At 57.8% G+C, this 19,219-nt stretch carries 17 protein-coding genes and 1 pseudogene; 9 read left to right on the top strand and 9 right to left on the bottom strand.

Annotated features, from left to right (window positions below; translation table 11 throughout):
- The 3 genes from IVA82_RS09315 to IVA82_RS09305 all read left to right on the top strand — a co-directional run.
- The coding region (locus IVA82_RS09315; RefSeq protein WP_276578017.1) for a group II intron maturase-specific domain-containing protein at positions 1 to 330 on the top strand (330 nt) is incomplete at its 5' end.
- Positions 331 to 539: 209 nt separating this feature from the next.
- Positions 540 to 1,592: a hypothetical protein gene (locus IVA82_RS09310; RefSeq protein ID WP_247385844.1), complete on the top strand. Its 1,053-nt coding sequence runs from the start codon at positions 540 to 542 to the stop codon at positions 1,590 to 1,592.
- 375 nt (positions 1,593 to 1,967) lie between these two features.
- Positions 1,968 to 3,413 carry an MATE family efflux transporter gene (locus IVA82_RS09305; protein WP_247385841.1) on the top strand — a complete coding sequence of 482 codons (1,446 nt, stop codon included), beginning with the start codon at positions 1,968 to 1,970 and terminating at the stop codon, positions 3,411 to 3,413.
- Here IVA82_RS09305 and IVA82_RS09300 read toward each other — a convergent pair.
- The 5 genes from IVA82_RS09300 to IVA82_RS09280 all read right to left on the bottom strand — a co-directional run bounded on the left by IVA82_RS09300 (position 3,410) and on the right by IVA82_RS09280 (position 6,526).
- On the bottom strand, positions 3,410 to 3,880 hold the full coding sequence (locus IVA82_RS09300) for a hypothetical protein (RefSeq protein WP_247385840.1): 471 nt from the start codon (positions 3,878 to 3,880) through the stop codon (positions 3,410 to 3,412). The genes IVA82_RS09305 and IVA82_RS09300 overlap by 4 nt on opposite strands.
- Before the next feature lie 100 nt (positions 3,881 to 3,980).
- Entirely contained in the window at positions 3,981 to 4,394 is a 414-nt protein-coding gene (locus IVA82_RS09295; RefSeq protein WP_247385839.1) for an SRPBCC family protein, read from the bottom strand.
- A gap of 208 nt (positions 4,395 to 4,602) precedes the next feature.
- Positions 4,603 to 4,962 carry a VOC family protein gene (locus tag IVA82_RS09290; RefSeq protein WP_247385838.1) on the bottom strand — a complete coding sequence of 120 codons (360 nt, stop codon included), beginning with the start codon at positions 4,960 to 4,962 and terminating at the stop codon, positions 4,603 to 4,605.
- A gap of 54 nt (positions 4,963 to 5,016) precedes the next feature.
- Entirely contained in the window at positions 5,017 to 5,856 is an 840-nt protein-coding gene (locus IVA82_RS09285) for an AraC family transcriptional regulator (protein WP_247385837.1), read from the bottom strand.
- A 94-nt stretch (positions 5,857 to 5,950) separates the two neighbouring features.
- A complete protein-coding gene (locus tag IVA82_RS09280) occupies positions 5,951 to 6,526 on the bottom strand; it encodes a methylated-DNA--[protein]-cysteine S-methyltransferase (protein ID WP_247385835.1) in 576 nt (191 codons plus the stop codon).
- 344 nt (positions 6,527 to 6,870) lie between these two features.
- On the opposite strand from IVA82_RS09280, the gene IVA82_RS09275 reads away from it, so the two are divergent.
- Complete coding sequence (locus tag IVA82_RS09275) at positions 6,871 to 7,989, top strand: site-specific integrase (RefSeq protein WP_247385833.1); 1,119 nt, start codon at positions 6,871 to 6,873, stop codon at positions 7,987 to 7,989.
- Between the two features lie 13 nt (positions 7,990 to 8,002).
- Here IVA82_RS09275 and IVA82_RS09270 read toward each other — a convergent pair whose 3' ends face one another.
- Complete coding sequence (locus IVA82_RS09270) at positions 8,003 to 8,140, bottom strand: DUF2934 domain-containing protein (protein ID WP_247385832.1); 138 nt, start codon at positions 8,138 to 8,140, stop codon at positions 8,003 to 8,005.
- A 451-nt stretch (positions 8,141 to 8,591) separates the two neighbouring features.
- Here IVA82_RS09270 and IVA82_RS09265 point away from each other — a divergent pair, with 451 nt between their 5' ends.
- From IVA82_RS09265 to IVA82_RS09245, 5 genes and pseudogenes are all read left to right on the top strand, one after another.
- Positions 8,592 to 9,068, top strand: a complete 477-nt coding sequence (locus IVA82_RS09265; protein ID WP_247385829.1) for a DUF3833 family protein — start codon at positions 8,592 to 8,594, stop codon at positions 9,066 to 9,068.
- A 1,109-nt stretch (positions 9,069 to 10,177) separates the two neighbouring features.
- Positions 10,178 to 12,130 (top strand): hypothetical protein, encoded by a 1,953-nt coding sequence (locus IVA82_RS09260; RefSeq protein ID WP_247385828.1) that lies wholly within the window; start codon positions 10,178 to 10,180, stop codon positions 12,128 to 12,130.
- Between the two features lie 122 nt (positions 12,131 to 12,252).
- Complete coding sequence (locus IVA82_RS09255) at positions 12,253 to 13,185, top strand: hypothetical protein (protein ID WP_247383556.1); 933 nt, start codon at positions 12,253 to 12,255, stop codon at positions 13,183 to 13,185.
- Positions 13,185 to 13,349 carry a hypothetical protein gene (locus tag IVA82_RS09250; protein WP_247383557.1) on the top strand — a complete coding sequence of 55 codons (165 nt, stop codon included), beginning with the start codon at positions 13,185 to 13,187 and terminating at the stop codon, positions 13,347 to 13,349. The genes IVA82_RS09255 and IVA82_RS09250 overlap by 1 nt, the downstream gene beginning before the upstream one ends.
- 696 nt (positions 13,350 to 14,045) lie before the next feature.
- A pseudogene (locus IVA82_RS09245) lies at positions 14,046 to 14,662 on the top strand (NYN domain-containing protein).
- Positions 14,663 to 15,893: 1,231 nt separating this feature from the next.
- On the opposite strand, the gene IVA82_RS09240 reads toward IVA82_RS09245, so the two are convergent.
- The 3 genes from IVA82_RS09240 to IVA82_RS09230 all read right to left on the bottom strand — a co-directional run.
- Positions 15,894 to 17,216 carry a hypothetical protein gene (locus tag IVA82_RS09240; RefSeq protein WP_247383558.1) on the bottom strand — a complete coding sequence of 441 codons (1,323 nt, stop codon included), beginning with the start codon at positions 17,214 to 17,216 and terminating at the stop codon, positions 15,894 to 15,896.
- Positions 17,176 to 18,426 (bottom strand): hypothetical protein, encoded by a 1,251-nt coding sequence (locus tag IVA82_RS09235; RefSeq protein WP_247383559.1) that lies wholly within the window; start codon positions 18,424 to 18,426, stop codon positions 17,176 to 17,178. The genes IVA82_RS09240 and IVA82_RS09235 overlap by 41 nt, the downstream gene beginning before the upstream one ends.
- A partial coding sequence (locus IVA82_RS09230) for a hypothetical protein (RefSeq protein WP_247493260.1) occupies positions 18,423 to 19,219 on the bottom strand: 797 nt, incomplete at its 5' end. The genes IVA82_RS09230 and IVA82_RS09235, both read right to left, overlap by 4 nt.

Genomic DNA, 19,219 nt, shown 5'->3' with positions numbered 1-19,219 from the left:
GCGAGCCCTTCCAGGAAGAGCGTCCAGAGGCTCAAAGGCAAAATCGATGGGCTTCTGGTCTCCGGCAACAAAGATCCGTGGCCTGAGGTACGCGACCAGTTGAACCGACTTCTGCGCGGCTGGTCGAGTTACTTCAGCTACGGCACCCGGCTGATGGCCTACCGGGCGGTCGACAATCACGTCTATGATCGCGTGCGACACTTCCTGCGAAGACGGTGCAAGGTGCAAGGACGCGGCACACGAAGGTTCCCCGCTGACCATGTCTTCGGGCCCGCCGGCGTGCTGCGGCTCCGCCGCGTGCATCTGGGGCCGCTGCCGCGTGCCATGTGATGAAACCAGTCGGAAAGCCGGATGCCGGAAATCGGCACGTCCGGTTTGATGAGCGGGGAGAGGAAACGGGACGTTGCCGCACGGCCCATAGTCACCGCGCCTCTCCTCGACTCTACTCGCTCCATCCGGGCTACCGCTGAATTCGCCTCCGATTGCGTCGCTCCATCCGCGATGACACACTCTGGCAAAACAACAAGCCGGGAGCGAACATGACCGCCGTTTTTGACGCCGCGCAGCAAGCCCAACGGAAACGCTGGCGCGCGGTGGCGGATCTCTATCATGCCTATTTTACCGGCCTCATCCTCACCGTGGTCACGCGGCGCGGCACGGCGGATGCTGCCGAGTTCGTCTTTCGCGTGTTCCGCCGCCAGCAGCTGGAGCGCTTCCTGCCGGGCCTCGAAAAGCTCGGGCTCAGCCACCTGCCGCCGGCGGTCGCCGCCGCGCAATATCACTATCTCTCCAACTGGATCGGCGGCGTGCATGTTGAATACATGTACGAGAGCGACACCAAGGCCTGGATCCGCTATCCGCCGCCGCGCTGGATCTGGAAGGGCACCGCGATCTGCGGCGTGCCGGGTGAAGTCAGCCGCGCGATGCTGCGCGGGTGGCACGCCAACAATGGCGTCGCGCTCGGCGACATCAGGCTCGGCTTCGTCTGCACCAAGCAGAGCGTCGACGGCCAGGACGGGCTCGAAGGCTATTACCACCAATATGACCACCCGCTCGAGCTCGACCAGCGCCTGGCGTTTGCGCGGCATCTCGAAGCGCCGCTGTTCGACGCCAACACCGCACCGGCCTTGCCGGTATCGAGCTGGCCGAAACCGCGGCTCGAAAAAGCCTATCGCAACTACGCGATGGAATATGTGCGCACCGCCGCGCCCGTGATGGTGCAGCTGTTCGGGCCGGAAGACGCGGGCTATCTGCTGCACCTCACCGGCAAGCTGATCGGGATGCAATATTTTGACGACGTCGCCGCCGCACTGGCGATGAGCCGTGGCGGCGCGCCCGAGTTCGCAGCTTTCCTCGACGCGCTGTTCGCCGCGCAGGACGATGCAGCCGAATCGACGAAGTCCGAAGGCACGTTCGAAATCCGCCAGCAGAGCTGGAGACTGATGCACGACGTCGCGGACTATCATCGCGCATGTAGCAAAGTGCTGGAAGGGTTGTTTGAAGGTCTCGCTGCCGGCTGCGGCCGGCAAATCGGCGTGCACATGCGCCCAGCTGCGGGCGGCCGTCCGCCGCTGGTTTGGACGGTTGAGTAGGCAAAGGTGTCGCTGGCCTCCCTCTCCCGCTTGCGGTCGCTTGCGGGGGAGGGCTGATGTGTGGGGCGCCTCCGCGTCGGGATTGTCTGAGGGATTGCGGTGGACATCCCTGCGTGGCGAAAGCCCTCACCCGCAAGCGAGAGAGGCGGAGCAAGCCCGCGGACAGTTCTCGTGAAATCCATGCGCGATCGCCCTGCCGCTCGCGCGGAGAGGCCGCATCCCATCGCTGCCGCAGGGCACGCCTGCGCCGGACGCAGGAGGAATCGGGGCGTGCCGTGCTAACAAGCCTCGCAACGCGCCTTTTGCGCGAAGAAAACAATTGGCACACCTAGTCATTGCCCGCCGCATGTCGGCGATCCGTGCCCGGGAGAGGAAATGTCCGACATCGCCGAAATCCCGGTCGATGAGCAAGAGCGTCCGTTGCCGCCGCTCCCGCGCCCCGTGAAGAGCGCGCTGACGGACGGCCCGATCCTGCGCACGCTGCTTGGGCTCGCCTGGCCGAACGTCATCGCGCTGTCGGCCGGCACCTGCGTGGTGATCGCGGAGACCTCCTATATCGGACGCCTTGGTGTGGAAGCGCTGGCTGCGATGGCGCTGGTGTTTCCGACCGTGATCCTGACCATGACGATGTCCGGCGGCGCCATGGGCGGCGCGGTGGCCTCGGCTATCGCGCGCGCGATCGGCGCCGGCGATCGCGATCGCGCCGGAACGCTCACTGCGCATGCGATGCTGATCGGCATCGCATTCGGTCTCGTCTTCATGCTGGGCATGCTGATCTTCGGCCCGCGGGTTCTTGAAATGCTCGGCGGCCGCGGCGATGTGCTGACCCATGCGGTCGCCTACACGCAGGTGTTTTTCGGCGGCGCTGTGCTGCCCTGGCTGCTCAACACCATGGCCGGCGTGCTGCGCGGCACCGGCAACATGAAGCTGCCGTCATTGTTGATCCTCAATTCCGCGGTCTGGCAGGTCGTGCTCGGCGGCACGCTGGGTCTCGGGCTTGGCCCCGTGCCGCAGCTCGGCATGCGCGGCGTCGCCGCCGGCGCGCTGATCGCCTATTCCATGAACATCTGCGTGATGGGCTGGTACCTGTTCTCCGGCCGTGCCCGCGTCGTGCCGAAGCTCCTCGGCTTGCGCGTGCAATGGGCGATGTTCTTCGACATCCTCAAGGTCGGCGCCATCGCCTGCTTCTCGCCGTTGCAATCGCTGCTGACGATCTCGATCTTCACCCACATGCTGGCAAAATTCGGCACCGCGATCCTCGCCGGCTACGGCATCGGTGCGCGGCTCGAATTCCTGCTGACCTCGATTGCATTCTCGTTCGGCATCGCCTCGGTGCCGATGGTGGGTATGGCGATCGGCGCCGGCCGCATCGCGCGCGCCCGACGCATCGCGTGGATCGCGAGCGCCGCCGCCTTCGTGGCCGTCGGCACCCCGGCGTGTCTTGTCGCGCTGTTCCCAGATCTCTGGGTCAACATCTTCACCGACAGCGCCATCGTGCGCGCCACAAGTCACCAATACCTGTCGACGGTGGCGCCGTTCTACGCCTTCTTCGGCCTTGCAACCACGATGTATTTCTCGTCGCAGGCCGCGGCAAAGGTGATCGGGCCGGTGCTGGCGCAGACGGCGCGGCTGATCTACATCGCCGCCTGCGGCTGGTGGTTGTCGACGCACGACGCCACCGCGCAAAGCTTCTTCTGGCTGGCTGCGAGCTCGATGGTCGTGCTCGGCCTGCTGTCGAGCGCCAGCGTGGTGCTGACGCGCTGGGCTCCGCGCGAGAGCAAACCTGCGATCAGGCCAGCGCTGTCGACGATGGCCGATTAGCGATGCCTGTGGCGGCGATGGCCGCCGCCGCCGCCGACATTGGCGAGCCGCATCAGCTGCGGGATCATTGCCATCATGTCGCCGCCGCCGGACCCGCCCAGCATGCCCATGATGTCACCGCCGCCCATCCCGGCCGGCATATAGCCGCCACTGCCCACCGGCATGTAGCCGCCGTAATTGTGCGCGCCGAAGCCGCCACCGCCGAGACCACCAAGCCCGCCGCCGCCATTCTCCATCATGCGGCTCATCATCGGACCCATGGTCTGCATCATCATGGCGAAGCGGCGCTTGCCCATCTTCGCCTTCATCATCTCCAGCATCGGCGCCATCTGGGTCATCATGTCCTCGCTGCCGGCGCCTCCGCCGCCGCCGAAGCCCGCGAACTGCGCCTTGGCCGGCGTACTCGCGACGGAAAACAGCAGCAGCACGGCGGCCGCCTGGCAGATCACCTTGTCCGCACCTCTCATGGCATGCTCCTCGCGTGCGTGGCGCCGCCGGGAGAGCGGAGCCAACCGGACGCACGCGGCCATGGTTACGGCCGGCGAGGGCACGGCTCTGTGGGAAAAGTCACAGAGCGGATCGGGCCGCTGCAGGCGGAAACGCCTTGTGTATGGCGATGACGGCGTCCTTGGTCTGCGCTTGCACATAAGGCGCAAGCTCGTTCGGCAGCATGTCGATGATCCAGACGAGGCGACACTTGCCGTCGCTTTCGGCGATCACCTGCACAGATGCGCTATAGTGCGTCAGCCGCTCGTTGTTGATCGCATAGACGAGACGCTGCCGCGAATCGTCGCTATCGACCAGCATCTCCCGCGCCACAGAGCCATTGGCAAAGGTGACGATGCGCGCATCGCCGTCGAGGGTGCAGGCGGTGACGAAACCCGGCACCAGCCGCTGATGCAGCGCGCCGAAATCACGCACAGCGTTCCAGACGTCGCGCGCGGACGCATTGAGGGGAATGTCGTTGTGGATGGAGGCCATTGGGGATTCCCTGAGTGCGAGGAGACAAGGATGGTGATTGCGTCGGCGTGCTTGGGGCAGGCGCATGCCATCGTCACAGGTGTCATCGCCCGACTTTGATCGGGCGATCCAGTATTCCAGAGACGGCAGTGATTGAATCGAGAAGCCGCAGCGTACTGGATGCCCCGGTCAAGCCGGGGCATGACAGCACCGGTGATAGTGGCTAAATTCACGTACAAACCGCCTCGACATTGTTGCCGTCCGGATCGATCAGGAACGCTGCGTAATATGTCGGGCTGTAATCCCTACGCGGTCCGGCGCCGCCATTGTCGCGGCCGCCGCTCTTCAGTCCTTCGCTGTGGAACGCCTTGACCGCATCATGGTCTTTGGCACGAAACGCGATGTGGGCGCCATCGGCCTTGCGGCCCTTGTTCAGATGCAGCCAGAGCGCCGGCTCGCCCTTCGGTCCGAATCCGGCATAGCCGTCGCCGCTCGAGCACAGGACGTAGCCGAGCGGGGCGAGCACCGCGGTGTAAAAGCGCGTGGCGGCGTCGAGGTCTGCAACGCGCAGTCCGATGTGGTCGTACATGATCGTCTCCATTGCTAGCGCGCCGCGAATGGGGCGCGCCGGAGACGAATCTAGTCAGTTGAGGGCGAGGCGTTCTTGGAGAATCTTGCGCTCTCCCCGCGAGGCCTGGCGGAACTTGGTCGGCGACACGCCGGCGGCGCGGTGGAAGGTGCGGACGAAGTTGGAGAGATCGCCGAAGCCGACGTCATAGGCGATGTCGGTGACCGCGATGCCGTCATCGGCGAGCAGGCGCGCGGCATGCCGCAGCCGCGAGCGCACCAGATATTGATGCGGGGTGACGCCGAGCACGGCGGAGAACAGCCGTAGGAAATGGAACGGGCTCAAGCCCGCCCGCTGCGCGGCCTGTTCGAGATCGACCTCGTCGTGCGAGTTCTCGTCGATCCAAAGTGCGGCTTCCACCGCACGGCGGCGATCGCGCGTCGAAGGTCGGGTCTGCCTGCGCGTCTTGCCGGAAACGGCATCGACGAAGCGGCCCGCAAAGATCTGGCCGACCTCGTCGAGGCCGATGTCGCTGTTGCCATCTGCTGCCGCTTGCGCCAGCTCGCCCAGCACCATCAGTTCCGGCAGCGGCGGCGTCGCGCCGACCTGCCAGACCTCGCGGCCTCCGCCGAGCGCGTCGACGAGATCCTCGCCGAGGAAAAACGACAGGCAGACGTCGCCGCTGACATGCTCGTGCGTGCAAGTGTATTCGTCGCCGGGCGCGCCGACCAGAACCGAGCCCGCCACCAGCTCGAAGAACCCTGCGCGGCAATAGCAGCCAAAGCTGCCAGCGCGGACATAGGCGATGGAATGACCGGTGCGGGACTCGGCAAAAGGCTTGTCGCCCGGTCCCGCATCGCAGCGAAACTCGGAGACCGTCATCGTGCGCGTCGTCAGCAGCGTGGTTGCGTCCATCGCGCCTATGTAGGCATGATCCGGAAAAGTGTGTAGCGGTTTTCCGACAAGATCATGCCCAAAAAACGAGTTAAGGCGCGATCAAAATCGCGCCTTAACTCGGCCTGGGAGGGGCAACCGGCAGCAGCACCTCGAACAGCGTCTTGCTGGCGAGGGGGTGGGGGCCCTCCAGCGCCAGCAGCCGCCGCTTGGAGATCGCCCCGCCATAGGGCGAGAGCCGGTCGGCATAATTGCCGGCCTCCAGCACCCGGTGGCAGGGCACGATCAGCATGTAGGGATTTTTCGCGGTCGCCTGCGCTACCGAATGCGCCGCGCCGGAAGCCCCTAACGCCTTGGCGATCTCGTGGTAGGTGCGCGTCTCCCCGCGTGGGATGGTGCAGGCGAACTCATAGACCCGCCGGTTGAAGGCGGGCACGTCGCCGGCATCCAGGCTGACCTCGGAAAAATCGGGATCGCTGCCTTGCAGCAGGGCTGCGATGCCCTCGATCGCAAGCTCGGCATTCTCGCACAGCCGCTGTTCGCGCGCGTCGGGATGGACCTGGAAAATCCGGCGACGGGTGTCGATCTCCCGCGCCTCCGGCAATTGCACGGTCACCACGCCGGAATTGCTCCAGACGATGCCACAGCGGCCTATGGCCGTGTCGAATATCGCATAGGCACGCCCCACCATGCACACGCCCCACTCAGTGCACGCTTTCCCCAGACGCGAGATCATAACACCGCCACAATCCGGCGCACCTGGAATCTTGACGAGACGTTAACAAGCGTCCGGTCGGGCGCGCCAAAGCGCTTGGCGGCAGGCGCCGTCTCGGCTAATCAGGGCGGGCGCTGGCCACTGCGCAACGCGGGCGTAGTTCAATGGTAGAACGGCAGCTTCCCAATCTTTTGTGAAGCCTCTCCGCCGTTACACATGGTGCCCGCAAACCCCTTGCTTTATAGTGGTTTCCGCGAGTCGACCCTCGTATACTTCGGCATGGTTATCCGCCTCAATCCGCGTGAAAGGCGTGCCAAATCGTGCCAATTCTTGGACTCACAGATCTCTCCGTTCAGTCGCTGAAGCCCGGCCTCTACATGGATCGGAAGACGCCGGCTTTCGGCTTGCGCGTCGGCAAGCGTCGAAAGACCTGGATCGTCCTCAAGGAGCCAAATCGCACCAAAATTCGGCTGGGTCATTATCCTGATCTCAAGCTCGCGGAAGCGCGCCGCCGCGCGTTCGTCGCCCTCGGCACTCCAGTCGGGCAGAAGGAAATCAGCATCGAGTTCGACCAAGCGAAGCTCGTCTTCGTCGAGGAGAACTACAAAGGCAAAAGCGAGCGCACCAAGTCTGAAACTCTTCGCCTCCTTAACCGGCTGGAATTTCGATGCACGCTCGATGAACTTGAGGATGCAACGATTGAGCGTGAACTCGGGAAGCTTTCCGACGTGCCCAGTGAACAGCTTCACGCATTCCGCGCACTCCGGACGATGCTCCGATGGTGCACGAAACCTCCCCACCGCTACATCAAGCGTAGTCCGCTCGAAGGCTATCCGGCTCCAGGCAATGATAGAAAACGTAGTCGCATCCTGAGCGACGCCGAGCTCAAGAAGGTGTGGAACGCATGCGAGGGCTTCTTCGGCGATATGATCCGGCTAATCATTTTGTGGGGTTGTCGGAACGGCGAAATAGGACGGCTGCAACGAGCGTGGCGTGAAGGGCGCGTGGTTACTATCCCCGGAGAATTCACAAAGAATGGGCGCGCGCACGCAATCCCGATCCTGCCGATGGCGCGTGCGATCCTCGATCGGCAAGAAAAGATGGGCGACAATTGGCGAGACAAGACTACCGACTACTACTTCCCCGGTCACATCAAGGATACGCACTTCAACGATGGCTCGTGGGGGAAACTGAAAAAAGAGATCGACAAGCGATCAGGTGTGACTGGATGGCAGGTGCGCGATCTTCGGCGTACCTTCCGATCCATGCTCGCGCGCCTCGGAATATCGCGCGAGATCGCAGAGATCATGCTCAACCACGTGACCGGTGGGGGCAAAACCGACCTCGACGAGATTTACGACAGGTATGATTACCTGCCCGAAAAACGCTCTGCGCTGCTAAAGCTCGAAGCTCATGTAAAAAAATTAGTAGTTGCCTAGGAAGTGCTACGGCTCAGAGGGTATCAGGTGTTTTAACCTCGCGCTTGACCCGCTCGGCTTTGAGCTGCCGCTCGCCCTCGTACCAGAACTCATCCATGCGCCCTTCCGGCTTCCCGGCCGCTTCCCAGAGCTTATACGCACGTGCTCGCACATCGTCTTCTTAGGCATGCGTCATTGAACCTCCCAATGAGGCGCGGCCTCGAAAGCGGGCCTGCTGGTTTGCTCGCATAGCGCGGCGGCTTGGAGCTTATCGAGCCTGCCTTTGATCTCATCTGCGAACCTTGCCAGACGCTCCGCCGTCGCCTCATCGCTGATCAGGGGAATCGCGCGGTTGGCCAGTTCGAACTGATGTTGCAGCCTTTGAAGTTCTTCTCGATGGCCCATGAGCTGCTCCGGCTGCCTATATGACGCGGCATAGCGAAGAAATGTTCGTAGGTACTACCCCAGTGATCGGGGCCTAAGGGTTCTTCTGTAATCTATGATTGCCGCACGGCCGCGTCGCTTCAGACGACAAGAGGCCCGTCGGGCTGTGCAGCGCCGATCGGAACCGATTGGTAAGAGGAGACTTAGTTTTGGGGAGAATTCCTGAGCGGGGTCCGCCAATGGCGATCGACGATTTCAAAGGGACAAGGCCGATATTTCTTCCTGAGCAATTTTTTGTGGGACGGATCGAAGGGTGGGCGGTGCTGGAAAGTCTGGTGGGCGGGTTGCTGAAGCGCGCGACAATCGCTGCGCACGGTGAATTCGAGTCGGACACGCAAATCGTTCTATTCACCGAGACATACACATTCGATGACGGGCATTCTGACACGTTGCGTTGGACAATACGAAAAGGCGACGAAGGTAGGTACACCGGTCTGGAAAACCGAATCGAAGGCGAGGCAATAGGTCAGCAAGCAGGTTGCGCCTTCCATTGGAAGTACACCCGCGACACCCCGCAAATCGGTGGCAAATCTTTCAAACTGAATTTCGACGACTGGTTCTATGCAATCGACGATCGCGCCTGCATCGTGCGTGGGATTGCTGGACGTGCGGGCATTCCGTTTGCGACGGCGCACGTAACATATCGGAAGCTATGAACGGGCATCGATGAGCGGAGCTCGCCACGGACATGTCGCCGGCTATCAATCCCGGAATAACCAATCGCTTCTTTCGCAAGATCCAAATCGGATAGCAGGCGTGTTCTCCTCGACTTGCGGCCCATGCGCGCCTAGCTAGGCCCGGCGAGCCAGGAACACCGAGCGGGCCGAACTGCTTACGCGCCATGTCGTCTTGAGATTTTTCGGGCTCCACCTCGTTGATGGGGCCCGGCCGCCGTTTCCTCAGGCCCATCCACAGTTAGCCTTGCGATCCGCCGCGGGCCGCTCCAGAGTTCGACCACCGGATGCGCTTCGAGAAATTTCAATGCTCGACGTCTTGCGGCGGCGTCGACGCCGCACTCTAGCTCGTAGGTCGCGTGCGCGACTCCCCATAGATCGACAGCGTATGCCACGTAACGCATGGTCGTGCACACAGGAGCCAACAACTCGGGGCCGGTGACGCATCGCCTCTGGCGGAAGGACAAGGCTTCGGAATTCACTCCGGATCAGCTTGTTTGTTCCTAGCAACTGCAGAAATCTGAGGCCGACCAAGCGTGCGATAATGCAATTACCTAAATGGATGCGCCCTATTGGTTGGCCGGCCTGCTCGTAACGCTTTTCGCGCTGCGAGATTTACGCGGGCTGCCGTTTTGCACCGATCGCTGCTCGATGCGACAGGTATGATTACCTGCCCGAAAAACGCGCAGCGCTGCAAAAGCTCGAAGCTCATTTAAGAAAACTGATCGGTTAACGAGCAACATCGGATAAGCTCTCCTCGTCGGCTGACTTAACAGCCGTGCGCACGGCTCCAACAGGAGTACGACGCATGACTAGTAAAGCAGTGGTTACGTTCAAACGTCTTCGTGGGCAGTTTGGTGTCCCTTATTCGAGAACTCATCTAGCGCGACTGGAAGACTGCGGAAAATTTCCGTCCAGCTTCAAACTGTCGGATCACCGCAACTCACCAATTGTCTGGTGGGAGAATGAGATCATCGACTGGCTTGAGAGGCGTTCGGCGGCCAGCTCCGGCAGCTCCTAAAGGAGCGGGCGACCAGACGAGGCCAGCATCCAACACTGGTCAAACGCTGGTCGCCTCCTCGGAGGCCGCCATGCGCTTCACAAAAGACAGATGCTTAGGTTGTGGAACGCCCCAGCGCCGCGATGCGCTCGATTCACAATATTCCAATCTCGATGAGACAGGCCGAGTAACGTTCACTGGTTACTGGTTTTGTTCAGAGGAGTGCTACGAAAAGGAAATCGGCAAGTATCTGGATAAAGAATACGCATTCGATGTCAAAGCCGACGGCGACCATCCGTACTTCAAAGAATTACTCAACAAGGTGTGTGATGAACACGACGCTGAATACCTAACAGAGAATTCACCCGCAGATCTCGCATTCAGAGAGGATTTTCGCAATCGATGGAACGCATTTGCAAAAAATTGGAACACGATAAAGGTACTTTCCATCAGCGTAGCTGAACGAGAACTCATCATGCGTATTCAAGCGGAATGGGAGTACAACGATTCAGCAGATCGAGAAAAAGAAATTAAGGAACTCGACGACAGCATAGAAGCTGACAGAAAAGCAGAGGAGGCATATCAAGCCAAATTTTTGCTTGAGAAGCCGCACGACCTTTCAGCGGAACCGATAACGGATGAGCATCGCTTCGAGCACACGCTGATAGTGGCAGCCTCGGGCGGCGGCAAAACCACCTTGATGGAAAATCAGATCTTGGAGTTTTTACGACGCCCCAACCCTCCCGGGATTATCGTCGTCGACCCGAAGGGTTTGCTCGTTGGCCGCATTCAGAGGCTTGCTTTATTCGACCCGGATAACGGCAGGCTTCGAGATCGAATTGTAGTCGTCGACCCATCATATACACCAGCGTTGAATATGTTTGATGCGCGGGGACTCCCGGTCAACGAAAATCAGCTCGTTGATATCTACCAATATATGTTTGCTTCTAAAGACAATGCCATTACGCCCAAAATGACGACTATGTTCACCTTCCTTGTTCGCCTGCTCTCTACGATTCCAAAGGCGACTATCCATGACCTCTTAGATCTCTGTGACGACCGCGCCCGCACGCTCGATGAAAGCAAGTTCGCCTCGAGCATACGACAGCTCGACCGCACGGCGATCCGTTTTTTTGAAAATGACTACTACAGTGGAAAGTCTGATTACGGAAGCACGCGCGATCAGGTCAAACAGAGGCTCTACAACATTTTAGGAGTTCGTGAGATCGATGCCGCATTCTCTCCATCCCATCGTACGATAGATATGTTTGAGGCTCTCCAGAATCGCAAAATTGTTCTGGTGAATGCTGACATAGATCTCCTCGGAGAAGATGGCTGTCAGTTGTGGGGGCGAGCCATCTTGGGGTTGACGCTTGCAGCGACATACGCCCGTGGGAAAATCCCGAAATCACAGTGGCACGAAGCATTTGTCTTCATGGACGAGGCCCAGCTTTTTGTGGACGAGGAAAAGACTCCACGCTTCCTTCAATTGGCCCGCGAGTATCGCGTCGGCATCACCCATGCCATGCAAGACCTATCGAGCTCCCTAACAGGCAAACTTCAAGCTGCCATGTCGACCAACACCAGCATCAAATATGCTGCCAGTGTTGAGGCGGACGACCTCAAGTATGTATCCAATGGGCTTCGATGCGATCCGGAATTTATCAGGGCACAAAGGAAAACAAGTTCTCACGCCACATTCGCGTGTTTCGTTCGCAACCTCATGAGAAATCCTGCGTCGGTATCCGTGCCATGGCAACCCTTGCTTCGTGAGCCGCAGATGTCGGACACGCAGCATCGAAAGATGCTAGACCGCAATCGCGCAATCTTTGGTGCCGACGCGCGCGAGGATGCAAAGCAGAAGCCTCCTCTAGAAACGATCTCCGTTCTAGCGCCAGAAGCAACAAGAGAGTTGAATTCCCATACAGGAGAAATTCCGCCCGCAGTTATTCTTCCTCAGGCTGATAAGCGCGTTCTACCGCACGGTAACCCAGACCCCAGCAAACCCACTAAGTGGAAGCGTGGCGCTGACCACTACAAATAACCTCACAATTATTTTTCTCGAACCTAGCCTGTGCGATGTGCCACATAGCGCCTCACGGGTGAGCCAAGTTCCGCATAGCCGCCGTCTATGTTTTCGTTATTGGACGTTCTAGCTATGCATCTATGAATTCACGATGGTCAACTCATCCAATCAAGCGCGCCGGCCAGGTCGTATCGATTCGACCGAACGTCGCTGGCGATATTGAAATCCTCAAGTACCTCGGGCGCTACACAGTTCTGACGGCAGAGGATATCGCAGCGCTCACGAGACGCTCGTACGGCGCGGTAATCGCCCGGCTCAATCTCCTCAAGCGCGAACCAAATAAGTTCATCCAGGTGCATCGCACTCAATTAGAAAGCCCGAGGCTGTATCAATGGAGCGCCCAAGCTTTCCACCTGACCAATAAGGGCATCGCTAAGCTTCAGGAAATCGGTTTTGAGGTGGCGCAGCGCGAACCTTCGATCCACTTCATTCACGCTCTTACGGAAAGCCAGACCGCAGCCTCGTTTGAGATCGGCGCGCGCGAGCGCCTGATCCCCTTCAATGAAATCTTGAACAGCCCGAGCACTCCGAAGCCTATTGTGGAAAGCGGCGATCATTCGATCCCGGTTGCCTTCTGCTACAAGAGCAAGGACTACAACTACAGGCTCACACCTGACGGGCGCCCATTCGGGATCGCCTATTCGGATGATACGTACCGCTTCTGTGTCTTTGAAACGGACTGCGCTTCCGAACCGTTGGTGTCGAGCAACCGGGACCGGCAGGCTATCGAAACGAAGTTGGCGGCGTATCTGACGGTCCTGGAACACCGGCTGTATGAGACCCATTTCGGTCTGCCAAATCTGACCATTCTTTTCACCTCAACGACCAAGACGCGCGTCGAGAACATGATCGCGCTGCTCGCTTCGATGAGTGCCAAATATCTCAATTGCTTTGGATTCACTCAGTTTCCCACAATCATAGGCGATGCACCGCAGCCTACTGATCGCGGCTGGGCCTTCAATCGGCCGTGGCTTCAATCCGGTGGCAAAACCCTGAACCTGCGAGAACACTAATGGAACGAATCGAACGACTACGCGCTTTGCTCAAGCAGAAGGCAGACATCGAGCGCGAGCTCGACACCATTCACAAGCAGCTCAATGAGGAGGCCGGGTTATTGAAAAAGAACCGCAAGCCGCGCAAGAAGAAGGAGGGCGCCGAGGCTCAGATCCAGGCGTGAGCGTGCCTTCTTCGGTGAAGATAAAGGCCTCCGGAAGGAAAAAGAAAATGGTCGTTTGAGACCATGCGTATCGAACATGACTGAAACAGGAGCCTCACAAGCGGGGCTCTTATTTTATTTGGGTATGTGGTCACGGGTTCTCCCGCCAGAACCTAGTGCGCTATAAGTCCATCTTTCGCGGTGACCGAGGCGGACAGGTGTCCCGTTCTGAGCCGAGCCTCGATTGGACGACGTTAACCTGGCCGTTGGGTATGACGCCGAGAGCAACAACAGAAAAAGCGCCCTAGCTGCTTTGTATCTAGCAGCGGCGCGGCTGTCTTCCCGACCCCACATCACAACAGTCTCTTCGCTGGTGCACACGCGCCAAGTCCACCCTCGGCCTCGCTTCTTCAAGGCGACATCATAGATTGGGAATTGATCAGACATTGCACTGCGAAAGGATTGCGAACAGTCTGAGAATAGTTCAAAGGCCTGACCCAATCCACAGGCGCCGACACCGCTTTTTATGCGCCGGTGGGAATTTTCGCTCGAACGAGGTGTTCAAATTAATCTTGGCGGCTGCAAAACTGTTTGAAGGTTAAAGGACCTCAGTATAGCATTGGGAGGTCCGGCTTTGATGAAAGTTTTTAGAAGTGCCGCCTCATTGGCGGGTTCATAGGTACGCCCCCGCACTTCCTCCTCCTGAGATCACGCATCATGTCGTCTCCCAACAAGATAGCGCTCTTCATCGATGGAGCCAATCTTTACGCCACGGCGAAAACGCTCGGTTTCGACATCGACTACAAGCGCCTGCTGGGCGAATTTCAGAGTCGGGGGACGCTTCTACGCGCGTTCTACTACACCGCCGTTATCGAGGACCAAGAATTCTCCTCGATCCGCCCGCTGATCGACTGGCTCGATTACAACGGCTACACCGTCGTCACCAAGGCGACCAAGGAATTCATCGACGCCTCCGGCCGCCGCAAGGTCAAGGGCAACATGGACATCGAGCTTGCCGTCGACGCCATGGAGCTCGCCGAGCACATCGACCAGATGGCGGCGACTTCCGTTCCCTGGTCGAGGCTGTGCAGCGCCGCGGCGTGCGGGTCACCGTGATCTCCACGATCGCCAGCCAGCCGCCGATGATCGCCGACGAGCTGCGCCGCCAGGCCGACGTCTTCACCGATCTCGTCGAGCTGCAATCCAAGCTCGGCCGCGATCCATCCGAACGCCCGGCCCCGCGCGATCGCGAGTCGCGCTATCGCCCACAGCAGGTCCCAGAGCGACAGACTATCGCGGGACTGAAGGGAAATGATAGCGTTCTCGAGGAGTAAATCCGAGCGAGACCGCCGGTGCGATCCAGATGCCGCTAAGGCTCGGTAGCCACAACATCTTTAGTCGTTCGTTCGAGCGCGCCCCCCCGGAGGGATGACCTTGACGAATGAGCCCGGCATTGGCGCCGGGCTAATCGCCAATAAGATTCAGGTGCTCAGCAACGGACCGATTAGAGAAGGCTCTCCGCGGTCGGTCGGTTCGGTTTGCGACATTGGATGCTTGCTTAGCCAGCTTCGCATGATCGTGTTGCTATCTGGGACGCTCCCTGGCGGTGCGCTCGATTGCGCGGAGCTGGCGGAATCTGCGCGCAACAGGAGCCAATAAGTAGCATTCGAAAGCGATGTGAAGCTTAAAGCGAAAATAGTTCCTGTCGGACGCGCTGCCGGGACCTAATCGGCTGCCCCTAAACGACAAATTTAGTTATGTCGAATAATCATGATGACTCCATCGTACAATTAAAAAATACGTTTGGGGAAAACACGGGAGGTTGAAAATGGAATCTGTCCGCCGCTTTCGCGCCATGGCGTCCCTTTGCCGACAGACTGCCGCGCGTGATCCTGAGAGAAGCTGGAAGCTGCTCGCAGAGGCAGAGTACTGGGAGCACCTGGCGGCTGCGGCTCTAGCTCACTGAGCTTCGAACTGGCGATTATTCGACTTCCGTTGTTTTTCGTCCACTCCTTAGTTCAAGTCATATTCAGAGGCAGGTAATGTCCAGTACACGTCAGGTTTATACCTCTGCTGTTCTGCGTGAACGTCTGCAAACGATTGTGGCGGAGCTTAGAGAAGTGGAGAAGCTTCGAAGTCGGCTCCGAAGCCTAGAAGCGAGAACAATCGGCAGAAGACGGCGTGCCAAAGTGAGCAACAGAGCAAGAGCCGTTTGAAGTCGACGCTGGGTCACACCCCTTATTTGCCCCCGCCGGCATACGCTTATGGGTACGCGGAAGAAGCGTTACCTCATTACTTCTCGTCCGTTGAGAAAAATCAAATGAGAATTGCAGAAATCCATCATGCGGTCCGCTGAGAAGTAAATCCGAGAGGGCTGCTTCCTGTTAGCGCTACATTGTGCGTCATCAGATAACGTCAACCCTGCGGCCTACGCCGAACTGTGAATTTCTAATCTGCGTGAGGGTCTGGAAAGTCATGCTATCCAGTAGCCCTGAACTTAAATTAAGTTGAGTTCACGACTACTCTCCGATAAAGCGCTTCTTACGGAGCGCCGACCGTCTAACTTCACTCATTCGGCGCGGATGCATCCACGATTGCGCTGCAAAGGCCCTTTTGGATCTTCTTCTTCACTATCCCGATAATCATCTTCTCTGATGTTTCGTCTGAGGTAAGGTCAAGGCCTAATTTTTTAAAGCCGAACTTCATTCCCAACTCACAGAGTTTTGTGGCGCGTTCCTCGGCGGTGAATGTTTTTCCGTACGGGCACACTTCCTTGCCTCGGATCATTTCGGCTGCTGTCATCAGGGCGCTGACCTCTGGTGCCACCAAAGAACTGCTCTTCTTAAAGACCACTTCAGTTGCATGGCAGAAGGCGTGTCCTCTCAGGATATATACTCTGAACCAAGGGCCAGCCTTTTCTAGCTGTTCCTGGGCCCTTATTTGGGCCTGAGTGGCGATGCCGGCCTCTATATCTAATTCCAATAGATACCGACGATCTTTTATTAAGGTTGGAATACCCTCATCGAGCTGACTCAATGGCCCCCCCGTGGTGGGATCCGGCAGTGAGCCTAAATCGATATTTTGGAGCGACCGGCTATTCGTAGCATCAATTGCTTTGTCTACGATGTCTTCAAAATTAATAGAGTCAGTGCTAGGCTTATCACCCTCCAAATCGAAACGTCCGGAGGCATTACCTTGATCCCGTTCAAATTCTGTTTGCCACTTTTGAACTTGCTCTGCGAGGATTTGCGAATTCTTGTCGACATTCGGCGGAGAGGACTCTTTCAGATTCAAGGCTGTTTTGGATAGCTTTCCTTCTGCAGAAGTGATCCGATTAGTCAATCCATTTTCAACATTCTGATTGAAGCCAAGGAGGGCCTTGGCAAGAGCTTTGAAATGATCCCACGCGATCGCTCGTTGTAGATTAATGTCCGAGCTGCATACTGGCGCGTTACCCTCGCATTTCCGACCAAGAGGAATGTACCCGGCAGAGGAAGATGCTGGAGCGTCAAAATCGCCAAGCGGTGCTGTTACGTTCTTGCCGTCCGACGAAAACTCAATTCGAAATTTAAACTTGCAGTCGTTTGGGTTCCAAGAAGCAGTTACGGTCAAGGGTGTTTGGTTGGAATTTGAGCTCAAGTGCGCGGAAGTCAGTGGGATCCAAACAGAGGGTTTGCTTGCGTCTGAGTGTCGAACAGTGGCGATACGTATGCCATTCGCACTTACATACATTGGATAGTCGTGAGGTTGGTAATCCAACACCGTAATTTTCACGTAACCGACCTGCGCTTGCGCCCTTGAAGCAAGCATCAACATGAGTGACACTAAAAAGATCAGGAGAAACGCTCTATTTTGCACCTGCCGCGCAGAATTCAGTCGCAAGGTCATACCCGTTGCTCCACAATTCCTGGCCAATAGCTTCCGTTAGCTCGGTGTCGTCTGCTGGTGGTTGCCCCGCATCACCTAGAAAGATGTTAATATCCGACAGTAACGATTTAACTTTCACATCGATGTCAGGCGCTTTACCTGCACAAATGTCGGGAAGAACCCTGGTCCATCGTCGCAGAGCGGACTTCAAGTTTTTGGGATCGACGCTGGGATCGCAGCGCAGGTTCGAAATAAGCGATTTCCGATCAACGATATCTGGCTGGGTAATTTTACTCACTGCGACTCGCAATCTATCGGGCGATAATCGAACTAGATCCTCGAGGCTCGCGATCTGAATGGTTAGCGTCGCTCTAGCTAAGGAGCAGGCACCAGAAGCCCCCGCCATCTGGCCCCACGTCAGATTGCGATTAAAAAACCGAGATAGCGCTGCTCTACGAATGACTTTGGCTTGTGTCTCGACAACATCGGGATCCAGACTCTGATTCAATGATTTGTCGGCTCTTTGTTTGATGGGTTTTGCGTAGACGACCTTTTTCAATTGAGCCGACCACTTCGAAAGGTCAGATTGAGCGAAAACGAAATCCAATTTTTCTCTCGGCGCAGGTCCTCTTCCGAGAAGATACGGCGGAATCTGATCGAGATAATCCTGGATAAATTGCCTTGCATCAGTAGGAAATTCCTCGTCGTCCGTCGCGTCCATCATAATTTTGAATGGACTACCGGCGAGCGGTGCAAAAATCGAATCCCAGGTTTGCGAGAGGCTCTGAATATTTTGGTCTGACGTTGCGAAGCGTACGAGGGCCTCCTGGAAACGCTTATTGTTCGTGTCATTCGGATCGTTGGGTATGGCCCAGAGTTGATTTCTGGCGTCTCCTAGGGACGCAAGTTGTAATTCAACGGCCTTATCAGCGCGGCCAGTCGCAGCGGCCGCTGCAGAATCCGCGTTGTTAATCGCGCTTTCGAGAACCTTCTGTTTTTCCTCCAATCTCTTGGCCGCGATTTCCGCATCTTTGCATTGAGCCAGCTTGAATGCCTTGGCCCGCTCAAACGCAAGATCAATGTCTGCCAGAGAGCCGTTGTTTGGATTCGCAACGATAGATGCGTTCGCGCTTCTGCACTTTTCTAGACTGGCCGTAATTGTCGAGCCGACGGCCATCGATCCAAGCCAAACAGTTAGCAGTGCAGCCGCTGTGCAGGTTCTTGGCTTCATTCTTTCAGCTCCGGCACCTTGCGGAGTGCTGACGCGAATTGCTTGTAGATGTCTTCAATCAAAGATTGGATACGAACCTCTACGCCGTATTCCATTCCCGGGCCGGGCGGTAGCGTGGAAATTGCATCCGCTACCTTGATCGCCAGTTGATCGCCAACGTTGGAATCCTTAGCAGCTGCGGCCAAATGGCCAATGATCGATTGTCGCAGGGCATCTGTCTGGTGCTCAGTTTTGTCGTTCAAAGTCTCCAGTATTTTAATGGCTCTCAAATTATTCTTTGCCGACTTCACCAGAAGCTGCACTGAATTTTCAAACTCTCGCGCCGAAGATGCCTTGGCCGTTTGCAGCGTAGCTGAATGGATTGCTTGAGCAAACGCGGATGCATCAAGCTCGTTGAGTCCTCGATATCCAGCCAAGAGCGGGACTCGTGGATCATTGGACTTCTTTGTGGCTAAATCAATGATCTTCCATAATAGCTGCTTCCTTGCTGCCACTTTAGCGTTCGCGGCGGCGATCTGAAAGCTTATTATATTTACGAGCGCAGTTCTCGTAGCTTCCGCACTCGCACGTTGGGGTTCGAGAGCAGCGCTGATCTTGTCTATGCTATCCCCTGATATAGCCGCCACTTTCGTTGCGAGAGCGGAATAGTCAATGCTATTGCGATATGCAATCAGAGCTGGTCCCGCTTGTCTGAACAGACTTTCCGCGTCGATAAGTGGAGCCTCTGCCGAGATTAGGCCGCCACGCGGAGCGGCGGAAGGTTGAAGTAGGCTTGATCCGGGGTCATGTCGTC

The organism is Bradyrhizobium sp. 142 (genome assembly GCF_023074015.1).
Classification (GTDB): Bacteria; Pseudomonadota; Alphaproteobacteria; order Rhizobiales; family Xanthobacteraceae; genus Bradyrhizobium.
Note: the sequence above shows the minus strand (reverse complement) of the source record. Positions and strands in the feature narration are given on the sequence as shown.